Raw genomic sequence first — 19,904 nt, forward strand, 5'->3', positions numbered from 1 at the left:
GCCGGGGCGACCGCCGCCGGCTGTCGACCCGGTCCCGCATTCGGCGGTACGCCCCATCGGCGCACCGCCTCAGTAGCTACTGCTGCTGCTGGAACTGTCGTTCGTGACCGCAAAGATGATCACAGCGGCGTACGCGGCGATCGCCAGCACCATCAGCGCGGTGACGATCCAGCCGACGATGATGCCGGCCTTCGCCATCCCCTCGCCGTCCTCGCCGCTGGCCCGGATCTGCTTCTGCGCGACGTGACCGAGGATCGCCCCGATCGGCGCGGTGATGCCGCAGGACGTGAGACCGACCAGGGCCAGCACCAGCGACGCGATGGCCAGGCCGTTGGTCTTGCGCGGGGCCGGGTAGCCGTACCCGGGGTACTGCGGCGGGTAACCCGGCGGCGCGTAACCGGGCGCGGGGTATCCGGGCGGCGGATAGCCGGGCACCGGCGCACCGGGTGCCTGCTGCGCGCCCGCGTACGGGTCGGCCGGGGCGTACGGGTCAACGGGGCCGGGCTGGGCGGGTACCGGCTGACCGGTCACCAGGGTCGGGTCCGGCGGTGTGCTCGACGGCTGAGCCGACCAGGTCGGGTCGTTCCAGTCGCCGGGGGGCGGGGGATTGGTCATGCGTGATCTCCGTCGGCTCGGGTGCGCCGCCAGAGTAGCCAGGAGTGACCAAACCCGACGCCCCCGCTCCCGGGTGCCGCGTTGCCCGGGCCAGTCGTAACGGGCAGGATCCCTGGCATGGCAACTGATGCGCGTGCCGCGGACCGTTCCGGCAGCCGACCGCGACGGGACGTGAGCCGTCCGGGTGTGGCCCGGCGCGGTCGGGCGGCCACGTCGACCGGCGCGACCGACGCCGACGAGCCGGTCGCGCTGCCCGATCCGGTGACCATGCGGCTCGACGGCCGGGTCGCCCTGGTGACGGGGGCGGGCAGCCCGGACGGCATCGGGTACGCCACCGCGCGGCGCCTCGCCGACCTGGGGGCGCGGGTCGCCATCGTGTCGACCACCCGACGCATCCACGAGCGGGCCGGTGAGCTGGGCGTGACCGGGTTCGTCGCGGACCTGACCGACGAGTCCGAGGTGGGCGCGCTGGCCGACGCGGTGGCCGAACAGCTGGGCGACGTCGAGGTTCTGGTCAACAACGCCGGCCTGGCGAGCCGGACCAGTCAGGGAGTGCTGCGGCCGGTCGCGCAGCTGACCTACGACGAGTGGCGCGGCGAGATCGACCGCAACCTGTCCACCGCGTTCCTGTGCAGCCGGGCCTTCATCGGCGGAATGGCCGAGCGGGGCTGGGGGCGGATCGTCAACCTGGCGGCCACCGCCGGCCCGGTCAACGCCCTGCCCACCGAAGCCGCGTACGCCGCCGCCAAGGCCGGTGTCGTCGGGCTGACCCGCGCGCTCGCCATGGAGATGATCGCCGACGGGGTGACCGTGAACGCGGTCGCGCCGGGCACCATCTACACGGCGGCGTCCACGATGGCCGAGATCAAACAGGGTCTGGGCACCCCGGTCGGCCGACCGGGCACCCCGGACGAGGTCGCCGCCGCGATCAGCTTCCTCTGCTCGCCGGCCGCGTCGTACATCACCGGTCAGATGCTCGTGGTGGACGGCGGCAACAGCGTCCGCGAGGCCCGGTTCCGCTGATCAGTAGCCGCGGCTGTCGCCGGTGTTGCCGAGGATGACCAGCGCCAGCCAGCCGCAGCAGGCCAACAGGGTCAGCGCGGTGAACACGTAACCGAGGATCAGGCCCCAGGTGGCGAGTTGGTCGCCGTCCTCGCCGCTGGTGCGGATCTGCCGCTTGGCCAGGTGACCGAGGACGGCGCCGGCCGGGGGGAACACGAAGGCGAACACCAGCGAGAGGATCGCCAGGATGTTGGTGGGCCGGCCGGGCCCGCGCTGCGGCGGGCCGTACTGACCGTAGGGGCCCTGCGGAGGGTACGGCGGCTGCTGGCTCCAGTGCGCCGGCTGGTGCGGTCCCTGCCGCTCGTACGGCGACGGCTCGTCGGCGGGCGGCCCGTACGGCGAGCGCTCCGGCGGCCCAAAGGACGACTCGTCCGGCGGTGGCGCGTACGGCGACTGGCCGGCCGGCGGTGGCGCGTACGGCGACTGGTCCCGGGGTGGCTCGTAGGGTGACGGCGGCGGCTCGTCTCCCGGCGGGCCCGACGGCGGCGGCGGGTAGCTCACGGCTGTCCTCCTGTCGGGTGCCGGAAAAGTCCTTCTTGCCGGACGGTACCCGTAGCGGTGAACCTTTTCACAGCGGTTGTGTGGACTGGTCACCTTGGCCTGGCGGGCCGGGAGGCCGATACTTACCGAGCGTTCAGTTACCCACGAGTAGTGCGCTGATCCCCGGAGGCCGAGATGGCTCGACTCGCCCAGACGCCCGGCCTCACCGACGTGCAGCAGTCGATCCTGGAGACCGTCCGGGAGTTCGCCGACAAGGAGATCATCCCGCACGCCCAGCGGCTCGAACACGCCGATGAGTACCCCACCGACATCCTCGACGGGATGCGCGAGATGGGGTTGTTCGGTCTCACCATCGACGAGGAGTACGGCGGGCTCGGCGAGTCGCTGCTCACGTACGCCCTCGTGGTGGAGCAACTCTCCCGGGGCTGGATGTCGATCTCCGGCATCGTCAACACCCACTTCATCGTGGCGTACCTGATCTCCCAGTACGGCTCCGCCGAGCAGAAGGCCCGACTGCTGCCGAAGATGGCGACGGGCGAGGTGCGCGGCGCGTTCTCGATGTCAGAACCGGAGACCGGCTCCGACGTCTCGGCGATCAAGTCCAAGGCGGTCCGCGACGGCGACACCTATGTCCTCAACGGACAGAAGATGTGGCTGACCAACGGCGCGTACTCATCGGTGGTCGCCACCCTGGTCAAGACCGACACCGGCGCCGACTCGGTGTACGGCAACATGAGCACCTTCCTGCTCGAGAAGGAGCCGGGCTTCGGCGAGACCGCGCCCGGCCTCACCATTCCCGGCCGGATCGAGAAGATGGGTTACAAGGGTGTCGAGACCACCGAGATGGTGCTCGACGGCGTGACCGTGCCCGACTCCGCGATCCTCGGCGGGCCCGACCAGGTGGGTCGCGGCTTCTACCAGATGATGGACGGCATCGAGGTCGGCCGGGTCAACGTAGCCGCCCGCGCCTGCGGCATCTCCATCCGCGCCTTCGAACTCGCCGTCGGCTACGCCCAGCAGCGCAAGACGTTCGGCCAGCCACTCGCCAAGCACCAGGCCATCGCCTTCAAGCTCGCCGAGATGGGCACGAAGATCGAGGCCGCGCACGCCCTCATGGTCAACGCCGCCCGACTCAAGGACGCCGGGCAGCGCAACGACGTCGAGGCCGGAATGGCCAAGCTGCTCGCGTCGGAGTACTGCGCCGAGGTTGTCCAGGAGGCGTTCCGCATCCACGGCGGCTACGGCTACTCCAAGGAGTACGAGATCGAGCGGCTGATGCGCGAGGCCCCGTTCCTGCTGATCGGCGAGGGCACCTCGGAGATCCAGAAGACCATCATCAGCCGAGGCCTCCTGAAGGAATACAAGCTCTAACCCCCACCCTGAATCCCGCGATCTTGCAGTTACTGCGGTGACAAAGGGCGCATTGCGGGGCAGAACGTCGACCGAAAGTGCAAGATCGCGGGGGAAATGCGGGTCAGCGGAGGCGGGTCAGGTTTGCGGCGGCGCGTTCGATGACGAGGCAGCGGTCCTCGACGTACTCCATGCCGGCTTCCTCGGCAATCTCGCGCGCCTCGGCCGACACGATGCCCAGTTGCAGCCAGACCGCCGGCGCGCCGATCGCCGCCGCGTCCCGCACCACCTGCACGGCGTCCGCGGCCGGCCGGAACACGTCCACCAGGTCGACCGGGTGCGGGATGTCCGCCAGCGACGCGTACGCCCGCTCGCCGAAGAGTTCGTCGACGCTCGGGTTGACCGGGATGATGCGCCAGCCGTACCGCTGCATCTGCAACGGGACGCTGTGCGCGGCCTTCAACGGGTCGCGGGACGCGCCCACGACGGCGATCACGGCGGAGTCGGCGAGGATCTGCTGAGCGGTACGCACCCGCCGACTGTAGCTCCGTCGCCCGCCGCAGGCGGGCGAGGAACACCTGCGCCGAAGGGCCCGACTGGCCGCCCCCAGCAGCCAGTCGGGCCCGGCCGGCGCTTCGCGCGGAGCGAAGCAGACCGGTTACGACGTGGGTTGCCGCTCCCCGGAACCCAGGGCTCGGCAACCCACGGCGGTCAGTCGGTCGTCGGGCTGGGGACCTGCCCGGGTCCAGCGGGAAGGGTGAACGGCGAGTCGCCCTTGGTGGACTTGCTCCCGGCCTTGTCGTAGCCGGCGGGCGGAGTCAGGTCGAAGTGGCTCAGGTTCGCATCCGTGCGGGGTAGCCACTCGAAGGTGCTGACCTCTGACCTGTCGGTCACCTTCCCGCTCTTGTCGGCGACCGTCTTGTACGGCAGGAACGAGGTCGAGTCCACCCACAGTTCTGCGGTGTAGGCCGCCGTCCCCGCCGTCAACCGCAGGTGCACGGTGTCGCGCCCGTCCACCTTCTCCTGCCCCACGATCTCCAATTTGCCCCGGGCGAGCCAGGTCCGGATGCTCGCCGCGTCGTTCGGCACGAAGACCGTCCCGGTTGCCTTGTCCGGTGAGTCGACGAACTCGGAGTACGTCCGCTCGAGATGGCTGATCTGGGTGCCACGGTATTTACCGTCGGCGATGATCGTCACCAGCGTGGAGTCCGGGCTGCCGTCGCCCCGGAAGATGTCGACCCGGCGGCGTTCGGTCTGCTTGTCCTCCCAGGAGTCGATCCAGCCGCCCCGATAGGCGTCGTGCACCTTCACGACGTAGTCGTCCGCCTTGCCCAGCGCGGCCTGGGTCTGGTTGCTGACGTAGGTGACATCGCCCAGCTGCGACGGGTGGGACCCGTCCGTCGAGCTGGCGACGCCGCCCACCTGCCCGGTCCGGTCGGCCGTGCCCAGCACGACACCGCCGGCGGCGAGACCGGCCAGGGCGAAGGCGGTCGCGGTCGCGATCGCCGGACGGCGCAGATACCAGCGCTTCGCGGCCGGTCGTCGGTACGCGGTCCCGTTGAGGATCGCGTGCCGCATCCGGTCGGTCGCGTCGGTTCCAGGGCCGGTCAGGTCCTCGCGAAAGGCGACGAGCAGCTCGACGCCCGCGTTGTCAGATTCCACGTTGTCGTTCATCCGTTTTCCTCATTCGCAGCGGCGGACGGTGCGTAGTGGGCGGGCATCGCAAGGCGCAGGCGTGCCTTGGCCCGGTGAAGGCGGGAGCGGACGGTGCCCGGAGCCAGGCCGAGCGCGGATGCCAGCTCCGCATAGTCCAGACCGGCCCAGATGTGCAGCAGGAGCAGGTCACGTTGGTCGTGTGGCATCGCGGCGAGAGCGCCGGCCAGTGCCCGCGTGGCGGCCTCGGCGTCGAGCCGTTCGTCGGCCCGGTCGGCGAAGTTGTGCTGGCCGGAACCACTGAGTGGATCTCTGCCCGACTTCTCCAGTGCCCGCAGCCACCGCACCTCGGCGCGGTGGTAGTTCCGGAGCAGGTTGTTCAGGATGCCGAACAGCCACGGACGTGCATTGGGCATCGATGTGTCGTAACGGTCCCGTCGCGAGAACGCGATCAGGAACGTCTCGGCGACCAGATCCTCGGCGAGCTGCCGCCCGACCCGGCGGGAGCTGAAGTTGTACAGCCAACCGCCGTACCGCTCGAAGAGCTCCCCGAACAGTTCTGGCGCTCCCGTTACCAACAGCGAGTCGGAGCGCTCGGTCACAGTCATGTCCCGATGGCCCCCTGGTTCGACGGTGCGTTCATGCCCTGTTCTTGTCTGGCACCGCCGCCAGGTTCCGTCTTCCCGGTCCCACACCGTCGCGAGCGTCCCCGCGTCCTGCCGGCAGGTCGTCAGCGCCACGTGTCAGGGCGCACGGGGGAGGGTATCGCCGCAGTTCCGGGGGCTTTCCACCCGGCGCGGAAGGTCAGAGCAGGGTCAGTTGCTCGACGGCGAGAGCGGGCGGCGGCTCGGGCAGGCGGCGGTTGTCGCCCACCTCGCCCCGGAGCAGCCCGTGGCGACGGGAGGCGATCCGCACCCGGGCGGTCAGCTCCCGCTGGTACGCCTGCGGGGCGTACGCGCCCGAGCGGTACAGCTCGCGGTAACGGGCGACGAGGTGCGGGTGCTCCCGAGCGAGCCACTGGGCATACCACTCGCGGGCGCCAGGCCGCAGGTGCAGCGCCAGCGGGGTCACGCTCGTCGCTCCGGCGGCGGCGATCGCCGAGACCGTGGCGTCGATCGACTCCTCACCGTCGCTGAGGCCGGGCAGGATCGGCGCCATCAGCACCCCGACGGAGAAGCCGGCGTCGGTGAGCCGGCGGACCGCGTCGAGCCGTCGGCTCGGGTGCGGCGTGCCCGGCTCGACGCTACGCCAGAGCCCGTCGTCGACGAAGCCCACCGAGAAGGAGATGCCGACGCTCGTCACCTCGGCCGCCTGACGCAGCAGGGGCAGGTCGCGCAGGATCAGCGTGCCCTTGGTGAGGATCGAGAACGGGTTGGCGAAGTCCCGCAGGGCCGCGATGATCTGCGGCATCAGCCGGTAACGACCCTCGGCACGCTGGTAGCAGTCGACGTTGGTGCCCATCGCGACGTGCGCACCCCGCCACTTCGGCGCGGCCAGCTCGCGCCGTACCAACTCACCGGCGTTGACCTTGACGATCACCTGCCGGTCGAAGTCCACACCCGCATCGAAGTCGAGGTAGGTGTGAGTGTTTCTCGCGAAACAGTAAACACAAGCATGACTGCATCCACGGTACGGATTGATGGTCCACTCGAAGGGGACGCGGGACTGGCCCGGCACCCGGTTGAGGATGGACTTGGCCCGCACCTCGTGGAACGTCATCCCGGCGAACTCGGGGGTGTCGAAGGTGCGGACGACGGCGCCGGGCAGCGCCAGCGGCAGGGGTGGCGTCGCTGGCGCTGCCCTCTCGGGGTCTCCCTCGACCGGGGGAGCGGTGAGGTTGTCCCAGCGCATGGGCACTATTCGAACACGTGTACGAGGTCTGCGCAAGTGACCCGCCGGACACCCGTGCGTGATCGTCGCTCGCACGGGGGAGGATGGACCCATGGAGAGGTCGACCTTCGTCTACGACGGTGACTGCGCGTTCTGCACGACCTGTGCGGAGTTCATCGAACGCCGGATCCCCACCGGCGCGCGGGTGGTGCCCTGGCAGTTCGCCGACCTGGACGCGCTCGGCCTCACCGTGGTCGAGTGCGAGGAGGCCGTGCAGTGGGTCGGCGCGGACGGCTCCCGCGCCGCCGGCCCGGACGCCATCGCGAAGCTGCTGACCGACAGCGGTCCGGTGTGGCGGGTGGCCGGCGCGGGTCTGCGGTTCCCGCCGGTGCGCGCGCTGGCCTGGCCGGTGTACCGCTGGGTAGCCCGCAACCGCCACCGCCTGCCGGGCGGCACGGCGGCCTGCTCGCTCCCGCAGGAGGCGCGGGAACGCCTCTACGGCCCGAGCGGTCGCCCGACCGCCGGCGCCTGATCACCCACCCGGGCCCGATCATCGAGCCGGGCCGGATCGGGCGGCGTGGACGTCGGCTCGGCGTCCACCGGGCCCCGTCCGGCGAGCCGGCGTGCCCACACCAGCGGTCGCACCCGTTCCAGGGGCAGGAAGCTGGTCATCGCGGCCAGGTGTGGCGCGAACGAGATCGTGATGGTCGCGATGGTCACCACGTGGAACGAGTAGAAGAAGCCGACCATGGCCACTCGCCAGCGGGCCGGTAACAGGAACACCACGGGGCTGAGCAGCTCGAAGGCCACGATGCCGAACTGGGCGACGATCAGCAGGTACGGCACCTGGGCGATGAGGTCGGCCAGGTCGGTGCCGCGTCGGATGATGGCCCGGGCCAGCACCGAGCCGGTCAGCCAGTCCAGACCGCCGAAGCGCAGCTTGGCCCAGGCGGCCAGGAAGTACGTGCAGATGACCGCGATCTGGGTGACGCGCAGGGCCCAGCCGCCGGCCTCCGTGCGGGTGGTGTCGCCGTGGCGGGCCCGGCCGGCGGTGGGCAGCACGGCCAGCGCGACGAGCAGGCCGAACCGGTCGTGGTCGACCTTTCCGTAGCTCATCGCGATGATCATCCACTCGAGGTACAGCGCGCAGACCGTCCAGCCGAGCAGCCGGGGTGCCCGGCCGGTCGCGGCGAGCAGGGCGGCGAGCAGGAGCCCCCAGAAGATCACCGCGACGACCGTCGGCGTCGGGGTCGGCAGCGGGAGCAGGCGGCCGATCAACAGCGGCTGGTACAGCTCGCCGGGCACACTGGCTCTGGTGCGTACCCATGGGGTGAAGACCACCAGGTCGGCGGCGACGAAGAGGTAGATCAGGGTCCGGAACGCGGCGATCCGTCCGCGGGGCACCGCCTCGGTCAGCCAGCGGGTCATCGGGAGACCTGCCAACGGACGATCGTCTCGTCGGTGTGCCGCCCCGTGGGCCGGCCGGCGCGGATGCCGTGCCATCGGATGACGATGCGGACCTCGACCAGCGCGGAGGCGTCCGGGTGACGTTCGGCGTACGCGTCGGCGACCTCGGCGAGCAGCGCGGGGTCGGTCGCGTACCGGTCCTGCTGGCCCTCGATCTCGGCGCGGCGGATGCCGGTCGCGTCCTGGTCGAGGTCGACCACCGCTCCGGCGCTGTTGACGCCCTCCACCCGGGTGTCCGGGGCGGGGGCGTTCGGCGGGTTCGAGGTGGCGTACATCCGGAACGGGCCGAATGGGAAGTCGTCGTCGCTACCCCAGAACGTGCCCAACAGCAGCAGGACGAGACCGAGTGCGGTCACGCCCAACCGGGTCGTGCGCCCACGGGTGGTCAGGGTCTCCATCGGGTGGTGACGATACGGGATCTACCGGCCGTCTCGGGTCCCACCGACGGTCAGTTCCGCCTGCCCGGGTCGGTGATCATGGGCGGCTGTCGGGATATGACGAAAGGCCGGGCCCGAACCGGGCCCGGCCTTCGCGTGCCGTCGCGGGGACGGCTCAGTGGTTGTGCTCGGCCAGCTGCTTGCGGACGTCGTCCATGTCCAGAGCCTCGACCTGCTCGATCAGGTTCTCCAGGGCGGACTCGGGAAGGGCGCCCGGCTGGGCGAAGACGATGACGCCGTCGCGGATCGCCATGATCGTCGGGATCGACCGGATGTCGAACTTCGCGCCCAACTCCTGCTGGGCCTCGGTGTCGACCTTGCCGAACACGATGTTCTGGTGCTTCTCCGAGGAGCGCTCGTAGACCGGGGCGAACCGCTTGCACGGACCACACCAGTCGGCCCAGAAGTCGACCAGGACGATGCCGTCGTTGCCGGTCACCTCGTCGAAGTTCGCCGAGGTCAGCTCAACGGTTGCCATTGCACTCTCCGATCACCGCGGGTTGTCTGCGTCCCGTAGAACCAGGGCTGACCGTATCGAATTCCCGGGCCGGTGCGCGCGAAACGTACGCGGGGCTGCGCGGGGACCCTGACGAGCATCGAGCGTTGTGAGTTCATCTCGTCCTGCGGAACGCAAGTGCATGACGCACTTGCGTGACCTGCGGTAATGGGAGCGTTTCCAGGGAGATCCACCCGATCGAGCGCTACGAATCGGTAACTTGAGCCCTGACAAGGAGGTATCCGGCCTGCGGAGATCGCTGATCAACCTCGCCTTCGTCACCGAGAGTAGTGTTACGAAAAGATAAATGTGACCGCGATCTCTGTTGAAGTTACGGCACCGTAGGGCAGAATTCCTCACATCAGAGCGTGGGCGGCGGGTGCCGGGGAGGGCCCCGCCGCTCATTGCGTCTCCCCCCGGGTGAGTGACCGGTGTGACATTTCCGCCGAGGTCCCGCCCCGACCGTCGCCTTAACCAGCGGTAAGGCATGCTGTGCCGAACTCCATCGCCGCCCGTCGAAGGGGACCAGGATGCAGTTCGGCCGCTACTACGAGGAGTTCGAGGTCGGCGCGGTCTACCGGCACTGGCCGGGCAAGACCGTCACCGAGTACGACGACCACCTCTTCTGCCTGCTCACGATGAACCACCATCCGCTGCACCTGGACGCGCACTACGCCGAGACGTCCAGCCAGTTCGGGCGCAACGTCGTGGTCGGCAACTACATCTACTCGCTGCTGCTCGGCATGTCGGTGCCCGATGTCAGCGGCAAGGCCATCGCCAACCTGGAGGTGGAGTCGCTGCGCCACGTGGCGCCCACCTTCCACGGCGACACCATCTACGGCGAGACGACGGTGCTCGACAAGCGGGAGTCCGGCTCCAAGCCCGACCGGGGCGTGGTCTCGGTGGAGACCCGGGGCTACAACCAGGACGGCACCATGGTCTGCGTCTTCCGCCGCCGGGTCATGGTCCCCAAGAAGGAGTACGCGGCCAGCGCCGTGCCGGACGGGGTGGACCCGGAGCGGCCCAGCTTCCCCACGCCGCGCTGAGCGCGCCCGCCGGGTCGCCCGCCGGAGCAGGGCACCATCGGGCAACAGGTTCTGGCGGTGGCGGCCCTGGTCCCGTTTTCGGGGCTTATGCTGACGCCGGAGGTTCCGATGAGCCACTCCGTCGCCGGAGAGCCGCCCTCTGCCGGCCGCCGTGCCGCACCCTTGACCACCGCCGTCTACTCCGCCGCCGAGTGGGATCTGCTCACCAGCCTGCCCGCTCGGGTCCTCGTGGCCGCCGCCGCGCCCGGCGCCGGCCGCCCGGAGCGCGGGGTGGAGGCGGGCCTGGCCGGCCTGGACGCGGTGGCCGCCGGCCGCGGGTTCGACAGCGATCTGGTCCGTGCCGTGGTCGCCGCGATCTACGCCCGGCACGACGGCGCGCCGGCGCCCGCCGAGCGGCTCACCGATCTGGTGGACCTGCTGGCCGCGTGTCGGGCGGCGGCCCGGGTGCTGCGTCGGCGTGCCGATCCGGCCGACTCGGCGGCGTACCGCCAGTGGGTGCAGTCGGTCGCGGCCCGCGTCTGCCGGGCGGTGCCCGGCCTCGACGGGCATCCGGCCAGCCCGGCGGACCGGCGCTTCCTGGACCGGCTCGGTGACGCGCTCGGCCTGGGCTGAGATCGCAGGGCGCCGGGGTGGCCGTACTCTCTGATGACCGTGACCGACGACCAGCTTGAGGTGGGTGTGGGCCCCTGGCCGGGGGACCTGCCCGAGGATCCGCGCTACGACCCGCAACTGCTGGCCGAGGGCGATCGGCGCAACGTCGTCGACCGCTACCGCTACTGGCGGCACGAGGCGATCGTCGCCGACCTGGACCGGCGGCGGCACGGCTTCCACGTCGCCATCGAGAACTGGCAGCACGACTTCAACATCGGCACGGTGGTACGCAACGCCAACGCGTTCAACGCCGCCGAGGTGCACATCGTCGGTCGGCGTCGGTGGAACCGACGCGGCGCGATGGTGACCGATCGCTACCAGCACGTCCGGCACCACGAGACGATCGAGGCGTTCGTCGTCTGGGCGGCGGAACGGCGGCTGCCGGTGCTCGGCATCGACAACCTGCCCGGTTCCCGGCCGATCGAGACCGCCGTCCTGCCGCGTGACTGCGTGCTGCTGTTCGGCCAGGAGGGCCCCGGCCTGTCCGCGCCCGCGCGGGCCGCCTGCGCCCAGCTCCACTCCATCGCCCAGTACGGCTCCACGAGGTCCATCAACGCGGGAGTGGCCAGCGGCATCGCCATGCACGCGTGGATCCGGACGCACGCCGGCCCTCCGCCGGACTGACCGTCGCCCCAACGGCGCGATCGGCGTTCCGGCTTGACGTGCCGGCGCTACGGGGTGACGGTGGGGATGTGAGTGTCGCGGTGAGTTGTCCGAGATGCGGGGGCCCGGTACGGGCGCCGGATCTGATGCACACCGAGTCGAGGTGCCTGCGCTGCGGACCCGTGCCGCCGCTGCACGTGCCCGAACACATCGGGGCGGAGATCGTCGCGAGCGTGGTGGAACGGATCACCGCGGCTCCCGGTCCACCCGGGACACCGCTGTGGTGCCCGTGGCCGCTGCCGCCCGGTTGGACCCTCACCGGCGTGGCGTACGCCGGGGACGACCGCACCGGCGTGCGGGCGACGGCGGTGGCCTGCGCGGGGCCCGCGCCGCTCGACGACGGCCCGGCGGATCTGGTCTTCGTGGCCGAGGAGCCGGGCGTGGGCCTGGGTACGCGACTCGCCGGCCTGGCCGGCCCCGATCCCGGACCGGAGCTTGTCGACGCGCTGACCGACCCCGGCCCCGGGCACCCCGAGCACGTCGGGCAGGCCAGGATCAGGGTCGGCGGGCACCCGACTCCACTGTGGTTGGTGAATTCTCCGACGGATCGAAGCGCGTACGCCGGCGAGGCTCGGGGAATGTGGCTACATGCGATAGCCTGGCCGGCGAGTGCGGGTCATCTGCTCGCGGAGGATGTCGTGTTACACGACCTGACCGAGTGGACTCCGCCCGAACTCGTGTACGGCGCACCGTCCCCGTACCTGTCCGGGAGAGCTTGACATCTCTTCCGGGTTGACGGAGAACGGACGCAGATATTCACTGTACGACACCACACTGATACTCTGGGTGCCGCTGCGGTAATGGGACCCGGCGCCGCGCGAGAGGATGGCCCGCCATGGTCAAGAAGGTCCTCACCTGGGCCGGAATCGCATTCTTGATCTTCTTCGTCGCCTATCGGCCAAACTCTGCGGCTGATGTGTTCAAGTCGCTGGGCGGCGGGATCATGGACATCGCCCAGGGGTTCGGCGACTTCTTCACCAGCCTCGTCGCCTAGCCGCCGATGGGCAGCCCCTCCGGTCCACCCTTCGACCCGGACGACCCCGACCGGGACCGTCGCGAGCGCGACACCGAGCCGATTCCGCGGATCGGGCCCGATGACGGCCCGGGCTACGGCGCCGGCGCCGGCCTGTCCGACGGGCCATCCCTTTCGGACGACGTCGGCTACGGTGACGGGCCCGGCTATGCGGGCGAAGGGCGGTCCGGTCGGGCCTGGATCCGCGATCCCGACGCCGCCAACCAGCCGCCGCAGATCTCCGAGGAGGAGCTGGCGGGTCTGCGCGCCGACGCCATGGGGTCGACGCCCCGACGGGTCCTCCCGTTGGAGGACGAGCCCAGCTCGCTGGTCGCCCGGTACCTCTTCCCCACCGAGCGTTACCGGGGCGAGTGGAAGCGGCACTGGATCCACCTCACCAACCCGCTCCTGATCGGCGTCGCGGCGACCTTCGTGCTCGGTTACCTGTCCGGCTTTCTCGCGGGGCGGAGCGTGGGCGCGTTGACGACCATCGCGGTGCTGCTCTGGTTCGCCGTCATGGGCTGGGTGGCGTGGAAGGTCGCCGACTGGTGGTACGACCGGTTCATCCTGACCAACAAGCGGGTCATGGTGGTCAACGGGATCGTCACCCGCAAGGTCGCCATGATGCCGCTGGTCCGGGTCACCGACATGAAGTACGAGCAGACCCCGACGGGCCGGGCGCTCAACTACGGCACCTTCGTGCTGGAGTCCGCGGGCCAGGAGCAGGCGCTGCGGGAGATCAAGAATCTGCCCAACCCGAATGAGCTCTACCTACGGGTCGTCGAAGAGATGTACGAGCCGCAGGCGGTCGAGGCGCGGTTGGGCAAGGAGGCCGACGAGGCCAAGGCCGACGACGGCGCGTGAAGGTTTTCGTCCGAACATCGGAGCAAGTGCGCACCTTTCGTCATGGACCGAAACGCCGCTGACGTGGCACTCTTCCAGGACGGTTTGGGTGCGGAGGTGTGTGGTGGCGAGCAGGGATCCCCTGGAGGAGGAGTTTCGCGAGTTCGTCGCGGCTCGCTCCGCCGCCCTGCTTCGTACCGCGTATCTGCTCTCCGGCGACTGGGCGACAGCCGAGGACCTGCTCCAGACGGCGCTGACGAAGACCTACCTCGCGTGGAAGCGGCTCGGCGGGATCGAGGCGGTCGAGCCGTACGCCCGGCGTGTGATGGTCAACACGTCGACGAGTTGGTGGCGGCGGCGCTGGCACGGTGAGCGCCCCACTGAGGTGCTGCCCGAGCGCCCCGGCCTCGACGAGATCGAGCGGCAGCTCGACCGCGACCTGCTCTGGCGGCACCTCAAGGAGTTGCCCAGCCGGCAGCGGGCGGTGCTCGTCCTGCGCTACTACGAGGACCTGTCGGAAGCGCAGACGGCGGCCCTGTTGGACATCTCGCCGGGAACGGTGAAAAGCCAGGCATCCAGGGCGCTGGCCACGTTGCGCCGCCGCATGGGCGCCGACGCTCCGGATCTGGGCGCCGAGCCGACCGGGACCGGCACCGCCTCGCGGCGCGGCCGCGACGCGGCTGCCCCCGCTCCCGAGAGGCTGCCCGACCCGGCGGGACTGCCGAGGCGGTCCCGTCCGGTTCGGTCGGAGGGATGGCCGCAGCCCGCCCTGCGGCAACGCCGCATCCCAACGTCGGTCGGGCCGCGCCCCGGCCGGTCGCGCCGCGCCCGTCCGCGCCCCATCCGATCGCCCCGGCGCTCGACCTGCCCACCGCTTCGGTGGCCGTGCCTGTCGGCACCGGCCCCGGAGAGCAGCAGTGAACGTCTTTCCGCGGCTCCCCGACAACCTCACGGGCGGCCTGCGGCGTCCTAATCAGGTGCGACGTGACCAGCTCGAAGGTGCGGTGCGGGAGGCTCTCTCGCGCCAGGTCGCCGTCCCCCGTCCACTGACCGCCGACCCGGCCGGTCAGGCCATCCGACGCGCCAACCGGATCCGACGGCGGCGTGCCGGAGTCGGTATCGCGCTCGGGGTGGTCACCACCGTGCTGATCGGCGCCGGCATGACACACCTCTCCGGCGGCTCCGACCAGCAGGGGCCGCCCATCGTCGTCATCGGTGACCCGGACCTGTCGGCCCAACCGCTCGCCACGGCCAGCGCCGCCCCGCCTCCGACCTCGTCGAAGGCGCACGCCGACGTACTCTTCGCCGGCGCCTTGATCGACGCCGACGGCAAGCGTCTGGCGCTGCCCGGCGTCGGCCCCGCCGAACTCGCGCACCGGCTGCCCAACGGCACGGGTCTGCTGGTGGTCGGAGCGCCCACCGCCGCCGGGCGCTCCCTCTGGGTCGCCCAGGACGACGGCCTGGTGCAGGTGCTGCTGGCCGGCGCTGGTCAGATCGTTCTCGCCCCCGACGGCACGCAGGTCGCCTGGCGGGACGGCGAGGACCTGCTCGTGGCGGGAGTCGTCGGCACCCAGCTCATCGGCACGGTGCGTATCGCGGTCCCGGACAGCGCGCAACCCGTCCGGTTCGTCGGCAGCAGCCTGCTGGTCCGACTCGATCCGACCCGGCCGGGTCACGTCCTGTGGCGGCCCGGCGCGGACAAGCTGACCGAGGTGCCCGAGCAGGACACCCTGAACGTCTACGGTTCGCTGCCGGACGGGCGGCTGGTCAGCCAGGTGCCGGCGAACTCGGCGGACGAAACGTGCCTGGCGATCGTCGATCCGAAGCGGGCCACGAAAGCGGCACGTACCGCCTGCGGCAGCCACTTGAGCCCGGACGGCGTCGGCGGGATGTCCGACGACGGACGGTGGCTCCTGATGAACGGGAAGGTCGGGTCGACCGACCGCTCCCTGCTGGTCGACCTGGAGCGGCTGGGTACGACGCTGGACGCCGTACCCGTCGGCCCCGCGGTGAGCGGCACGGTCGCCTGGACGAGCGACTCGGACGTCGCCTACGTCGACAGCTCCGGCTGGCTGGTCCGGGTGAACGTCAAGCGGGTCCGTGGCGGCGAACAGGCCGAGCCGGTACCCGTGGCCGGCCTCGATCCCGGCGACCGGCCGGTCCTGGTCAGCGGCTCCTGACGCCGCCGGGGGGTCGGCCGGCTCGCCGGGCCGGGGCGCCGGGGACCGCCGCCACCTACGCGAGTCTGCTTCGGGTCCGCTCGGTAGCGTCGGGGGTGACCTCGCGTACCGGCTCCGCGCCCCGGATCGACCTGCACGCCCACTCGACCGCCAGCGACGGCACGCTGACGCCGGCCGAACTGGTGCGTGCCGGCGCGGACGCCGGTCTGGACGTGCTGGCCATCACCGACCACGACACCACCGCGGGCTGGGCGCCGGCCGTACGGGCGTTGCCGCCCGGCCTGCTCCTGATCCGGGGCGCCGAGCTGTCCTGCCGCTGGGAGGGTGCGGATCCGGCGATCCCGCTGCACCTGCTGGCCTACCTGTTCGACCCGGAACACCCGGAGCTGGTAGCCGAGCTGGCCCGGGTGCGGGCCGCCCGCGAGGAGCGTGGTGAGCGGATCGTGGCGCTGCTGCGCGCCGACGGCATCGACGTGAGTTGGCCGGAGGTCCTCGCCGGCGCGGCCGGCGGGACGGTCGGTCGCCCGCACATCGCGCAGGCGCTGATCCGCGCCGGCCTGGTCGCCGACACCCGCGCGGCGTTCGGCCCGGACTGGCTGGGTGAGCGGTACCGGCTGCCGAAGGAGGACATCGACGTCTTCCGGGCGGTCCGGCTGGTCCGGGCCGCCGGGGGCGTACCGGTGTTCGCCCATCCCCGGGCCACCCGACGTGGCCGGGTGGTGCCCGACGAGCTGATCGCCGAGCTGGCCGCCGCCGGGCTGGCCGGGCTGGAAGCCGACCACGAGGACCACAGCCCGGCCGAACGGGCGCACGTCCGGGCGCTCGCCGCCGAGCTGGACCTCCTGGTCACCGGCTCCTCCGACTTCCACGGCACCCACAAGACCGTCCGGCTCGGCGCGTTCACCACCGGAGTCGAGGCGTACGAGCGAATCGTCGCCGCCGGGGTGACCGAGGTCGCTTCGGCCTGATCCGCGTATTTCGCCCACCGTGGCGCGGCTAGGTTGCTCACGTGGATCTGAAGCTGTTCGGCGAGGTTTTCGTGACCCTGCTGGTGATCACCGACCCCCCGGGCATGATGCCGATCTTCCTGGCGCTGACCGGGCCGCTGCCCGCGCGCGACCGTAACCGGGCGGCGTGGCAGGCCGTCGCGCTCGCTCTCGGTGTGATCGTGATCTTCGCGGTGGCCGGGCAGACGTTGCTCGACTACCTGCACGTGGACCTGCCCGCGTTGCAGGCCGCCGGTGGGCTGCTGCTCGTCCTGGTCGCCCTGGAGCTGCTGACCGGCAAGGCCGACGATCCCAGCCAGCAGGTCACCTCGAACATCGCGCTGGTGCCGCTGGGTACCCCGCTGCTGGCCGGACCGGGCGCCATCGTGGCGACCATGCTCTTCGTCCAGCAGGCCGACGGGTTCGGCGACTACACCGCGATCGCCGCGGCGATCCTCGCCGTCATGGTCGCCGTGTGGATCGTGCTGCGCTTCTCCGGCGGCATCGTCAAGATCCTGCGCCCCGGAGGCATCGAGGTGCTGACCCGGATCGCCGGCCTGCTCCTTGCCGCGATCGCCGTCCAGCTCATCGCCGACGCGGTGGCCGCCTTCGTCACGCACTACGTGAACATGACCTGACCGGGACAGTCCGGATGTCGGGGGTTGATGGCAGGATCGCAGGCGTGCGACGAGCCTCTTCATCCGGACGATCCGCCGCTGGCGGTCGGACCCCTCAGCAGCGTCCCGGCGGCGCCGAGCAGCTCGGTTTCGAGGGGATGCCGGAGCGTCTGTTCGTCTGCACCCCGAGCAAACTCGGTACGTACGCCGACTGCCCCCGCCGCTACCGCTACTCCTACGTCGACCGTCCCGCACCGCAGAAGGGCCCGCCCTGGGCCCACAACTCGCTCGGCGCCAGCGTGCACACCGCCCTGAAGAACTGGTACGCGTTGCCCGCCGACCGACGCCGCCCCGAGGCGTTGGCCACCCTGCTCAAGGGCACCTGGGTCCGTGAGGGCTACCGCGACGACGAGCAGGAGCGGGCCGCCTACCGGCGGGCGCTGAGCTGGCTGGAGGCGTACGTCGAGACGTTGGAGCCGGAGGCCGACCCGCTCGGTGTCGAGCGGGTGGTGGCGGTCAAGACCGCCGTCCTGGCCTTCAACGGCCGCACCGACCGCATCGACTCCCGGCCCGGTCCGGAGGGTCCGGAGCTGGTGATCGTCGACTACAAGACGGGCCGCACCGGGCTGGACGCCGACGACGCCCGGGGCTCGCAGGCGCTGGCTCTCTACGCGTACGCGGCCGAGCGGGTGTTCCGCCGGCCGTGCCGCCGGGTCGAGCTGCACCACCTGCCGACCGGCACGGTCGCCGGTCACGACCACACCGTCGAGTCGCTGGCCCGCCAGTTGTCCCGCGCGGAGGACACGGCCCGCGACATCATGGCCGCCGAGCGGGTCGTCGCCGACGGCGGTGACGCCGACGAGGCGTTCCCGGTCGCGCCCGGGCCGCGCTGCGGCTGGTGCGACTACCGGCGGCACTGTCCCACCGGAGCGCAGACCCCGGGCAAGGAGCCGTGGGCGGCCGTGGAGCGAACCGTCGAGGGCTGATCGCGTCCGTCGGCCAGCTCGACGCGACGCGCGTGCGGTCGGTCAGCCGGCCAGCGCCGCTCGATCGGCCGCACGTTGCTTCGCGGCCTGAATCAACGGCCCGTCCAGGTAGCGACGGGGCACCGCGCCGAGCGCCAGTCGCAGCGCGCGAACGCTGAGATCCGCCGACAACTCGGTGGTGGGCAGCCCCAACCCGCCGTACATCCGCCGGGCCCACGGGGGAAGCAGCGCGAGCGCGGTTCCGGCGATCCCGAGGTACGCCCACCGTGGCGGACCGAGGTTGAGGCCCAGCCGGGCCGGCAGACCGAGCTTCCACGGCAGCGGTGGGGCGGTGAGGAACAGCGCCGTCTCGGCGGCTTCCCGGGTCATCCGCAGCTCCGGCCGAACGGCACGGTAGTAGTCCTGGACCTCGGCGGCGGTGCCCGGCACCGTGGCCGGGTCCAGCCCGACGAGGGCGGCCGACCGACGTTGCTCGGTGTAGTAGCCGTCAACCTCGTCATCGGTGAGCGGCAGACCGGCCCGGCGGGCGGTGCTGAGGAACGACTCGACCTCGGTGACGTGGACCCAGCGCAGCAGGGCCGGATCGTCGATCCGGAACTCCTCGCCGGTGGCGGGGTCGGTGGCCCGCAGTCGGGCGTGCAGTCGACGCAGCCGCGCGCCGGCCTGCTCCGCGTCGAGAGTCGTGCCGTAGACGGTGGTCTCCACGTAGGTGGCCGTGCGGACCAGCCTTCCCCACGCGTCCGTGCGGTAGTTGCTGTTCTGCGCGACGCCGGCCATGGCGCGCGGGTGCAACGCCTGGAGGTAGAGCGAGCGCAGGCCGGCGACGATCAGGATCGGCTCCTCGTGCACCTTCCACGTGACCGAACCCGGACCGAAGAGGCCGAGGTCATCGGAGTCCACCGACCAAGCGTGCCACGGCCGGCGCGTCGGTGCCGGCCAGCACGGCGGGCCGGGGTTCCGGCGACGGGGAGCAGGTCAGCCGTCGGCGGCGCGGCGCGACTGACAGCTCGGGCAGAGACCCCAGAAGGTCACCTCCGCCTCGTCCACCTCGAAGCCGTGTGCGACGCCCGGATCCAGGCAGGGTGCGCTGCCCACCGCGCAGTCGATGTCGGCGATCTCGCCGCAGCCCCGGCAGACCACGTGGTGGTGGTTGTCGCCGACGCGTGCCTCGTACCGGGCGGGGCTGCCGGCCGGCTCGATCCGGCGGGACAACCCGGCCCTGCTCAGCGCCCCCAGCACGTCGTAGACCGCCTGGGTGGAGACGGAGTCGAGGCGTTCCCGGACCCGCCGGGTGATCTCGTCGACCTCCAGGTGGCCACCGTCGGCGAGGACATCCAGCACCGCCAGGCGCGGTCGGGTGACGCGCAGCCCCCGCGATCGCAGCAGTTCCTCACCTCTGGACACGCGCCAATGACAGCACGCGCGACCAGCGACGACAACAGTCGGCCGGGGGCGGTGGTCACGAACACAGCTCGTAGAGATCGATCCCGGCACTGAACCTCATCAGCG

At 71.3% G+C, this 19,904-nt stretch carries 25 protein-coding genes; 14 read left to right on the top strand and 11 right to left on the bottom strand.

Annotated elements, in window-relative coordinates:
• Positions 1-69: 69 nt before the first annotated feature.
• Positions 70-615, bottom strand: coding sequence for a DUF4190 domain-containing protein (locus ACQP0N_RS03515; protein ID WP_433117520.1), 546 nt, complete (start codon positions 613-615; stop codon positions 70-72).
• Positions 616-732: 117 nt separating this feature from the next.
• Here ACQP0N_RS03515 and ACQP0N_RS03520 point away from each other — a divergent pair, with 117 nt between their 5' ends.
• Positions 733-1,638 (top strand): SDR family NAD(P)-dependent oxidoreductase, encoded by a 906-nt coding sequence (locus ACQP0N_RS03520; RefSeq protein WP_433117523.1) that lies wholly within the window; start codon positions 733-735, stop codon positions 1,636-1,638.
• Here the strand turns inward: ACQP0N_RS03520 and ACQP0N_RS03525 are convergent, their stop codons facing one another.
• Complete coding sequence (locus tag ACQP0N_RS03525) at positions 1,639-2,178, bottom strand: DUF4190 domain-containing protein (protein WP_433117525.1); 540 nt, start codon at positions 2,176-2,178, stop codon at positions 1,639-1,641.
• A gap of 174 nt (positions 2,179-2,352) precedes the next feature.
• Here ACQP0N_RS03525 and ACQP0N_RS03530 point away from each other — a divergent pair, with 174 nt between their 5' ends.
• Positions 2,353-3,549 carry an acyl-CoA dehydrogenase family protein gene (locus tag ACQP0N_RS03530; protein ID WP_433117527.1) on the top strand — a complete coding sequence of 399 codons (1,197 nt, stop codon included), beginning with the start codon at positions 2,353-2,355 and terminating at the stop codon, positions 3,547-3,549.
• A 103-nt stretch (positions 3,550-3,652) separates the two neighbouring features.
• Here the strand turns inward: ACQP0N_RS03530 and ACQP0N_RS03535 are convergent, their stop codons facing one another.
• The 4 genes from ACQP0N_RS03535 to ACQP0N_RS03550 all read right to left on the bottom strand — a co-directional run bounded on the left by ACQP0N_RS03535 (position 3,653) and on the right by ACQP0N_RS03550 (position 7,032).
• Positions 3,653-4,060, bottom strand: a complete 408-nt coding sequence (locus tag ACQP0N_RS03535; RefSeq protein WP_433117529.1) for a CoA-binding protein — start codon at positions 4,058-4,060, stop codon at positions 3,653-3,655.
• A gap of 179 nt (positions 4,061-4,239) precedes the next feature.
• On the bottom strand, positions 4,240-5,202 hold the full coding sequence (locus tag ACQP0N_RS03540) for a DUF2092 domain-containing protein (protein WP_433117531.1): 963 nt from the start codon (positions 5,200-5,202) through the stop codon (positions 4,240-4,242).
• Positions 5,199-5,789, bottom strand: coding sequence for an RNA polymerase sigma factor (locus ACQP0N_RS03545; RefSeq protein WP_355049010.1), 591 nt, complete (start codon positions 5,787-5,789; stop codon positions 5,199-5,201). The genes ACQP0N_RS03540 and ACQP0N_RS03545 overlap by 4 nt, the downstream gene beginning before the upstream one ends.
• Positions 5,790-5,985: 196 nt before the next feature.
• On the bottom strand, positions 5,986-7,032 hold the full coding sequence (locus ACQP0N_RS03550; protein WP_433117533.1) for an Rv2578c family radical SAM protein: 1,047 nt from the start codon (positions 7,030-7,032) through the stop codon (positions 5,986-5,988).
• Positions 7,033-7,123: 91 nt separating this feature from the next.
• On the opposite strand from ACQP0N_RS03550, the gene ACQP0N_RS03555 reads away from it, so the two are divergent.
• The gene (locus ACQP0N_RS03555; protein ID WP_433117535.1) at positions 7,124-7,543 is read left to right on the top strand and encodes a thiol-disulfide oxidoreductase DCC family protein; all 420 of its coding nucleotides are present in this window, start codon (positions 7,124-7,126) and stop codon (positions 7,541-7,543) included.
• Here the strand turns inward: ACQP0N_RS03555 and ACQP0N_RS03560 are convergent.
• From ACQP0N_RS03560 to trxA, 3 genes are all read right to left on the bottom strand, one after another.
• Positions 7,507-8,439 carry an MFS transporter permease gene (locus ACQP0N_RS03560; RefSeq protein WP_433117537.1) on the bottom strand — a complete coding sequence of 311 codons (933 nt, stop codon included), beginning with the start codon at positions 8,437-8,439 and terminating at the stop codon, positions 7,507-7,509. The two genes, ACQP0N_RS03555 and ACQP0N_RS03560, sit on opposite strands and share 37 nt — an antisense overlap.
• A complete protein-coding gene (locus tag ACQP0N_RS03565; RefSeq protein WP_433117539.1) occupies positions 8,436-8,876 on the bottom strand; it encodes a hypothetical protein in 441 nt (146 codons plus the stop codon). Before ACQP0N_RS03565 ends, ACQP0N_RS03560 begins: the two co-directional genes overlap by 4 nt.
• Before the next feature lie 154 nt (positions 8,877-9,030).
• Positions 9,031-9,393: a thioredoxin gene (trxA, locus tag ACQP0N_RS03570; protein ID WP_030329190.1), complete on the bottom strand. Its 363-nt coding sequence runs from the start codon at positions 9,391-9,393 to the stop codon at positions 9,031-9,033.
• A gap of 548 nt (positions 9,394-9,941) precedes the next feature.
• Between trxA and ACQP0N_RS03575 the strand changes: the two genes are divergently transcribed.
• The 11 genes from ACQP0N_RS03575 to ACQP0N_RS03625 all read left to right on the top strand — a co-directional run bounded on the left by ACQP0N_RS03575 (position 9,942) and on the right by ACQP0N_RS03625 (position 18,395).
• Entirely contained in the window at positions 9,942-10,457 is a 516-nt protein-coding gene (locus ACQP0N_RS03575; protein WP_396801075.1) for a MaoC family dehydratase, read from the top strand.
• A gap of 87 nt (positions 10,458-10,544) precedes the next feature.
• Positions 10,545-11,069, top strand: a complete 525-nt coding sequence (locus ACQP0N_RS03580) for a hypothetical protein (RefSeq protein ID WP_425732993.1) — start codon at positions 10,545-10,547, stop codon at positions 11,067-11,069.
• Positions 11,070-11,108: 39 nt separating this feature from the next.
• On the top strand, positions 11,109-11,732 hold the full coding sequence (locus ACQP0N_RS03585; protein ID WP_433121389.1) for a TrmH family RNA methyltransferase: 624 nt from the start codon (positions 11,109-11,111) through the stop codon (positions 11,730-11,732).
• A 125-nt stretch (positions 11,733-11,857) separates the two neighbouring features.
• Positions 11,858-12,490 (top strand): DUF6758 family protein, encoded by a 633-nt coding sequence (locus ACQP0N_RS03590; RefSeq protein WP_433117542.1) that lies wholly within the window; start codon positions 11,858-11,860, stop codon positions 12,488-12,490.
• A 116-nt stretch (positions 12,491-12,606) separates the two neighbouring features.
• Positions 12,607-12,765 (top strand): hypothetical protein, encoded by a 159-nt coding sequence (locus tag ACQP0N_RS03595; protein ID WP_007455302.1) that lies wholly within the window; start codon positions 12,607-12,609, stop codon positions 12,763-12,765.
• A gap of 6 nt (positions 12,766-12,771) precedes the next feature.
• Positions 12,772-13,647, top strand: a complete 876-nt coding sequence (locus ACQP0N_RS03600) for a PH domain-containing protein (protein ID WP_433117544.1) — start codon at positions 12,772-12,774, stop codon at positions 13,645-13,647.
• 103 nt (positions 13,648-13,750) lie between these two features.
• Entirely contained in the window at positions 13,751-14,599 is an 849-nt protein-coding gene (locus tag ACQP0N_RS03605; RefSeq protein ID WP_433117546.1) for a SigE family RNA polymerase sigma factor, read from the top strand.
• A gap of 31 nt (positions 14,600-14,630) precedes the next feature.
• Positions 14,631-15,806, top strand: a complete 1,176-nt coding sequence (locus ACQP0N_RS03610; protein WP_433117548.1) for a hypothetical protein — start codon at positions 14,631-14,633, stop codon at positions 15,804-15,806.
• Between the two features lie 95 nt (positions 15,807-15,901).
• Positions 15,902-16,774 (top strand): PHP domain-containing protein, encoded by an 873-nt coding sequence (locus tag ACQP0N_RS03615; protein ID WP_433117550.1) that lies wholly within the window; start codon positions 15,902-15,904, stop codon positions 16,772-16,774.
• A 41-nt stretch (positions 16,775-16,815) separates the two neighbouring features.
• Entirely contained in the window at positions 16,816-17,430 is a 615-nt protein-coding gene (locus ACQP0N_RS03620) for a MarC family protein (protein WP_355048999.1), read from the top strand.
• Between the two features lie 44 nt (positions 17,431-17,474).
• Complete coding sequence (locus ACQP0N_RS03625; RefSeq protein ID WP_433117553.1) at positions 17,475-18,395, top strand: RecB family exonuclease; 921 nt, start codon at positions 17,475-17,477, stop codon at positions 18,393-18,395.
• A 42-nt stretch (positions 18,396-18,437) separates the two neighbouring features.
• On the opposite strand, the gene ACQP0N_RS03630 is transcribed toward ACQP0N_RS03625, so the two are convergent.
• The gene (locus ACQP0N_RS03630; RefSeq protein WP_433117555.1) at positions 18,438-19,295 is read right to left on the bottom strand and encodes an oxygenase MpaB family protein; all 858 of its coding nucleotides are present in this window, start codon (positions 19,293-19,295) and stop codon (positions 18,438-18,440) included.
• A 75-nt stretch (positions 19,296-19,370) separates the two neighbouring features.
• The gene (locus ACQP0N_RS03635; protein WP_355048996.1) at positions 19,371-19,799 is read right to left on the bottom strand and encodes a Fur family transcriptional regulator; all 429 of its coding nucleotides are present in this window, start codon (positions 19,797-19,799) and stop codon (positions 19,371-19,373) included.
• Between the last annotated feature and the right edge of the window lie 105 nt (positions 19,800-19,904).

The sequence above is a fragment of the Micromonospora sp. CA-246542 genome, assembly GCF_050942905.1.
Lineage (GTDB): Bacteria > Actinomycetota > Actinomycetes > Mycobacteriales > Micromonosporaceae > Micromonospora.

Excerpts from the sequence above, each read along its gene's own strand:
- ACQP0N_RS03565 (WP_433117539.1), bottom strand. The coding sequence starts at position 8,876 with ATGGAGACCCTGACCACCCGTGGGCGCACGACCCGGTTGGGCGTGACC.
- ACQP0N_RS03540 (WP_433117531.1), bottom strand. The coding sequence starts at position 5,202 with ATGAACGACAACGTGGAATCTGACAACGCGGGCGTCGAGCTGCTCGTC.
- ACQP0N_RS03555 (WP_433117535.1), top strand. The coding sequence starts at position 7,124 with ATGGAGAGGTCGACCTTCGTCTACGACGGTGACTGCGCGTTCTGCACG.
- ACQP0N_RS03515 (WP_433117520.1), bottom strand. The coding sequence starts at position 615 with ATGACCAATCCCCCGCCCCCCGGCGACTGGAACGACCCGACCTGGTCG.
- ACQP0N_RS03520 (WP_433117523.1), top strand. The coding sequence starts at position 733 with ATGGCAACTGATGCGCGTGCCGCGGACCGTTCCGGCAGCCGACCGCGA.
- ACQP0N_RS03545 (WP_355049010.1), bottom strand. The coding sequence starts at position 5,789 with ATGACTGTGACCGAGCGCTCCGACTCGCTGTTGGTAACGGGAGCGCCA.
- ACQP0N_RS03550 (WP_433117533.1), bottom strand. The coding sequence starts at position 7,032 with ATGCGCTGGGACAACCTCACCGCTCCCCCGGTCGAGGGAGACCCCGAG.
- ACQP0N_RS03595 (WP_007455302.1), top strand. The coding sequence starts at position 12,607 with ATGGTCAAGAAGGTCCTCACCTGGGCCGGAATCGCATTCTTGATCTTC.
- trxA (WP_030329190.1), bottom strand. The coding sequence starts at position 9,393 with ATGGCAACCGTTGAGCTGACCTCGGCGAACTTCGACGAGGTGACCGGC.
- ACQP0N_RS03575 (WP_396801075.1), top strand. The coding sequence starts at position 9,942 with ATGCAGTTCGGCCGCTACTACGAGGAGTTCGAGGTCGGCGCGGTCTAC.
- ACQP0N_RS03600 (WP_433117544.1), top strand. The coding sequence starts at position 12,772 with ATGGGCAGCCCCTCCGGTCCACCCTTCGACCCGGACGACCCCGACCGG.
- ACQP0N_RS03580 (WP_425732993.1), top strand. The coding sequence starts at position 10,545 with ATGCTGACGCCGGAGGTTCCGATGAGCCACTCCGTCGCCGGAGAGCCG.
- ACQP0N_RS03590 (WP_433117542.1), top strand. The coding sequence starts at position 11,858 with ATGCACACCGAGTCGAGGTGCCTGCGCTGCGGACCCGTGCCGCCGCTG.
- ACQP0N_RS03560 (WP_433117537.1), bottom strand. The coding sequence starts at position 8,439 with ATGACCCGCTGGCTGACCGAGGCGGTGCCCCGCGGACGGATCGCCGCG.
- ACQP0N_RS03530 (WP_433117527.1), top strand. The coding sequence starts at position 2,353 with ATGGCTCGACTCGCCCAGACGCCCGGCCTCACCGACGTGCAGCAGTCG.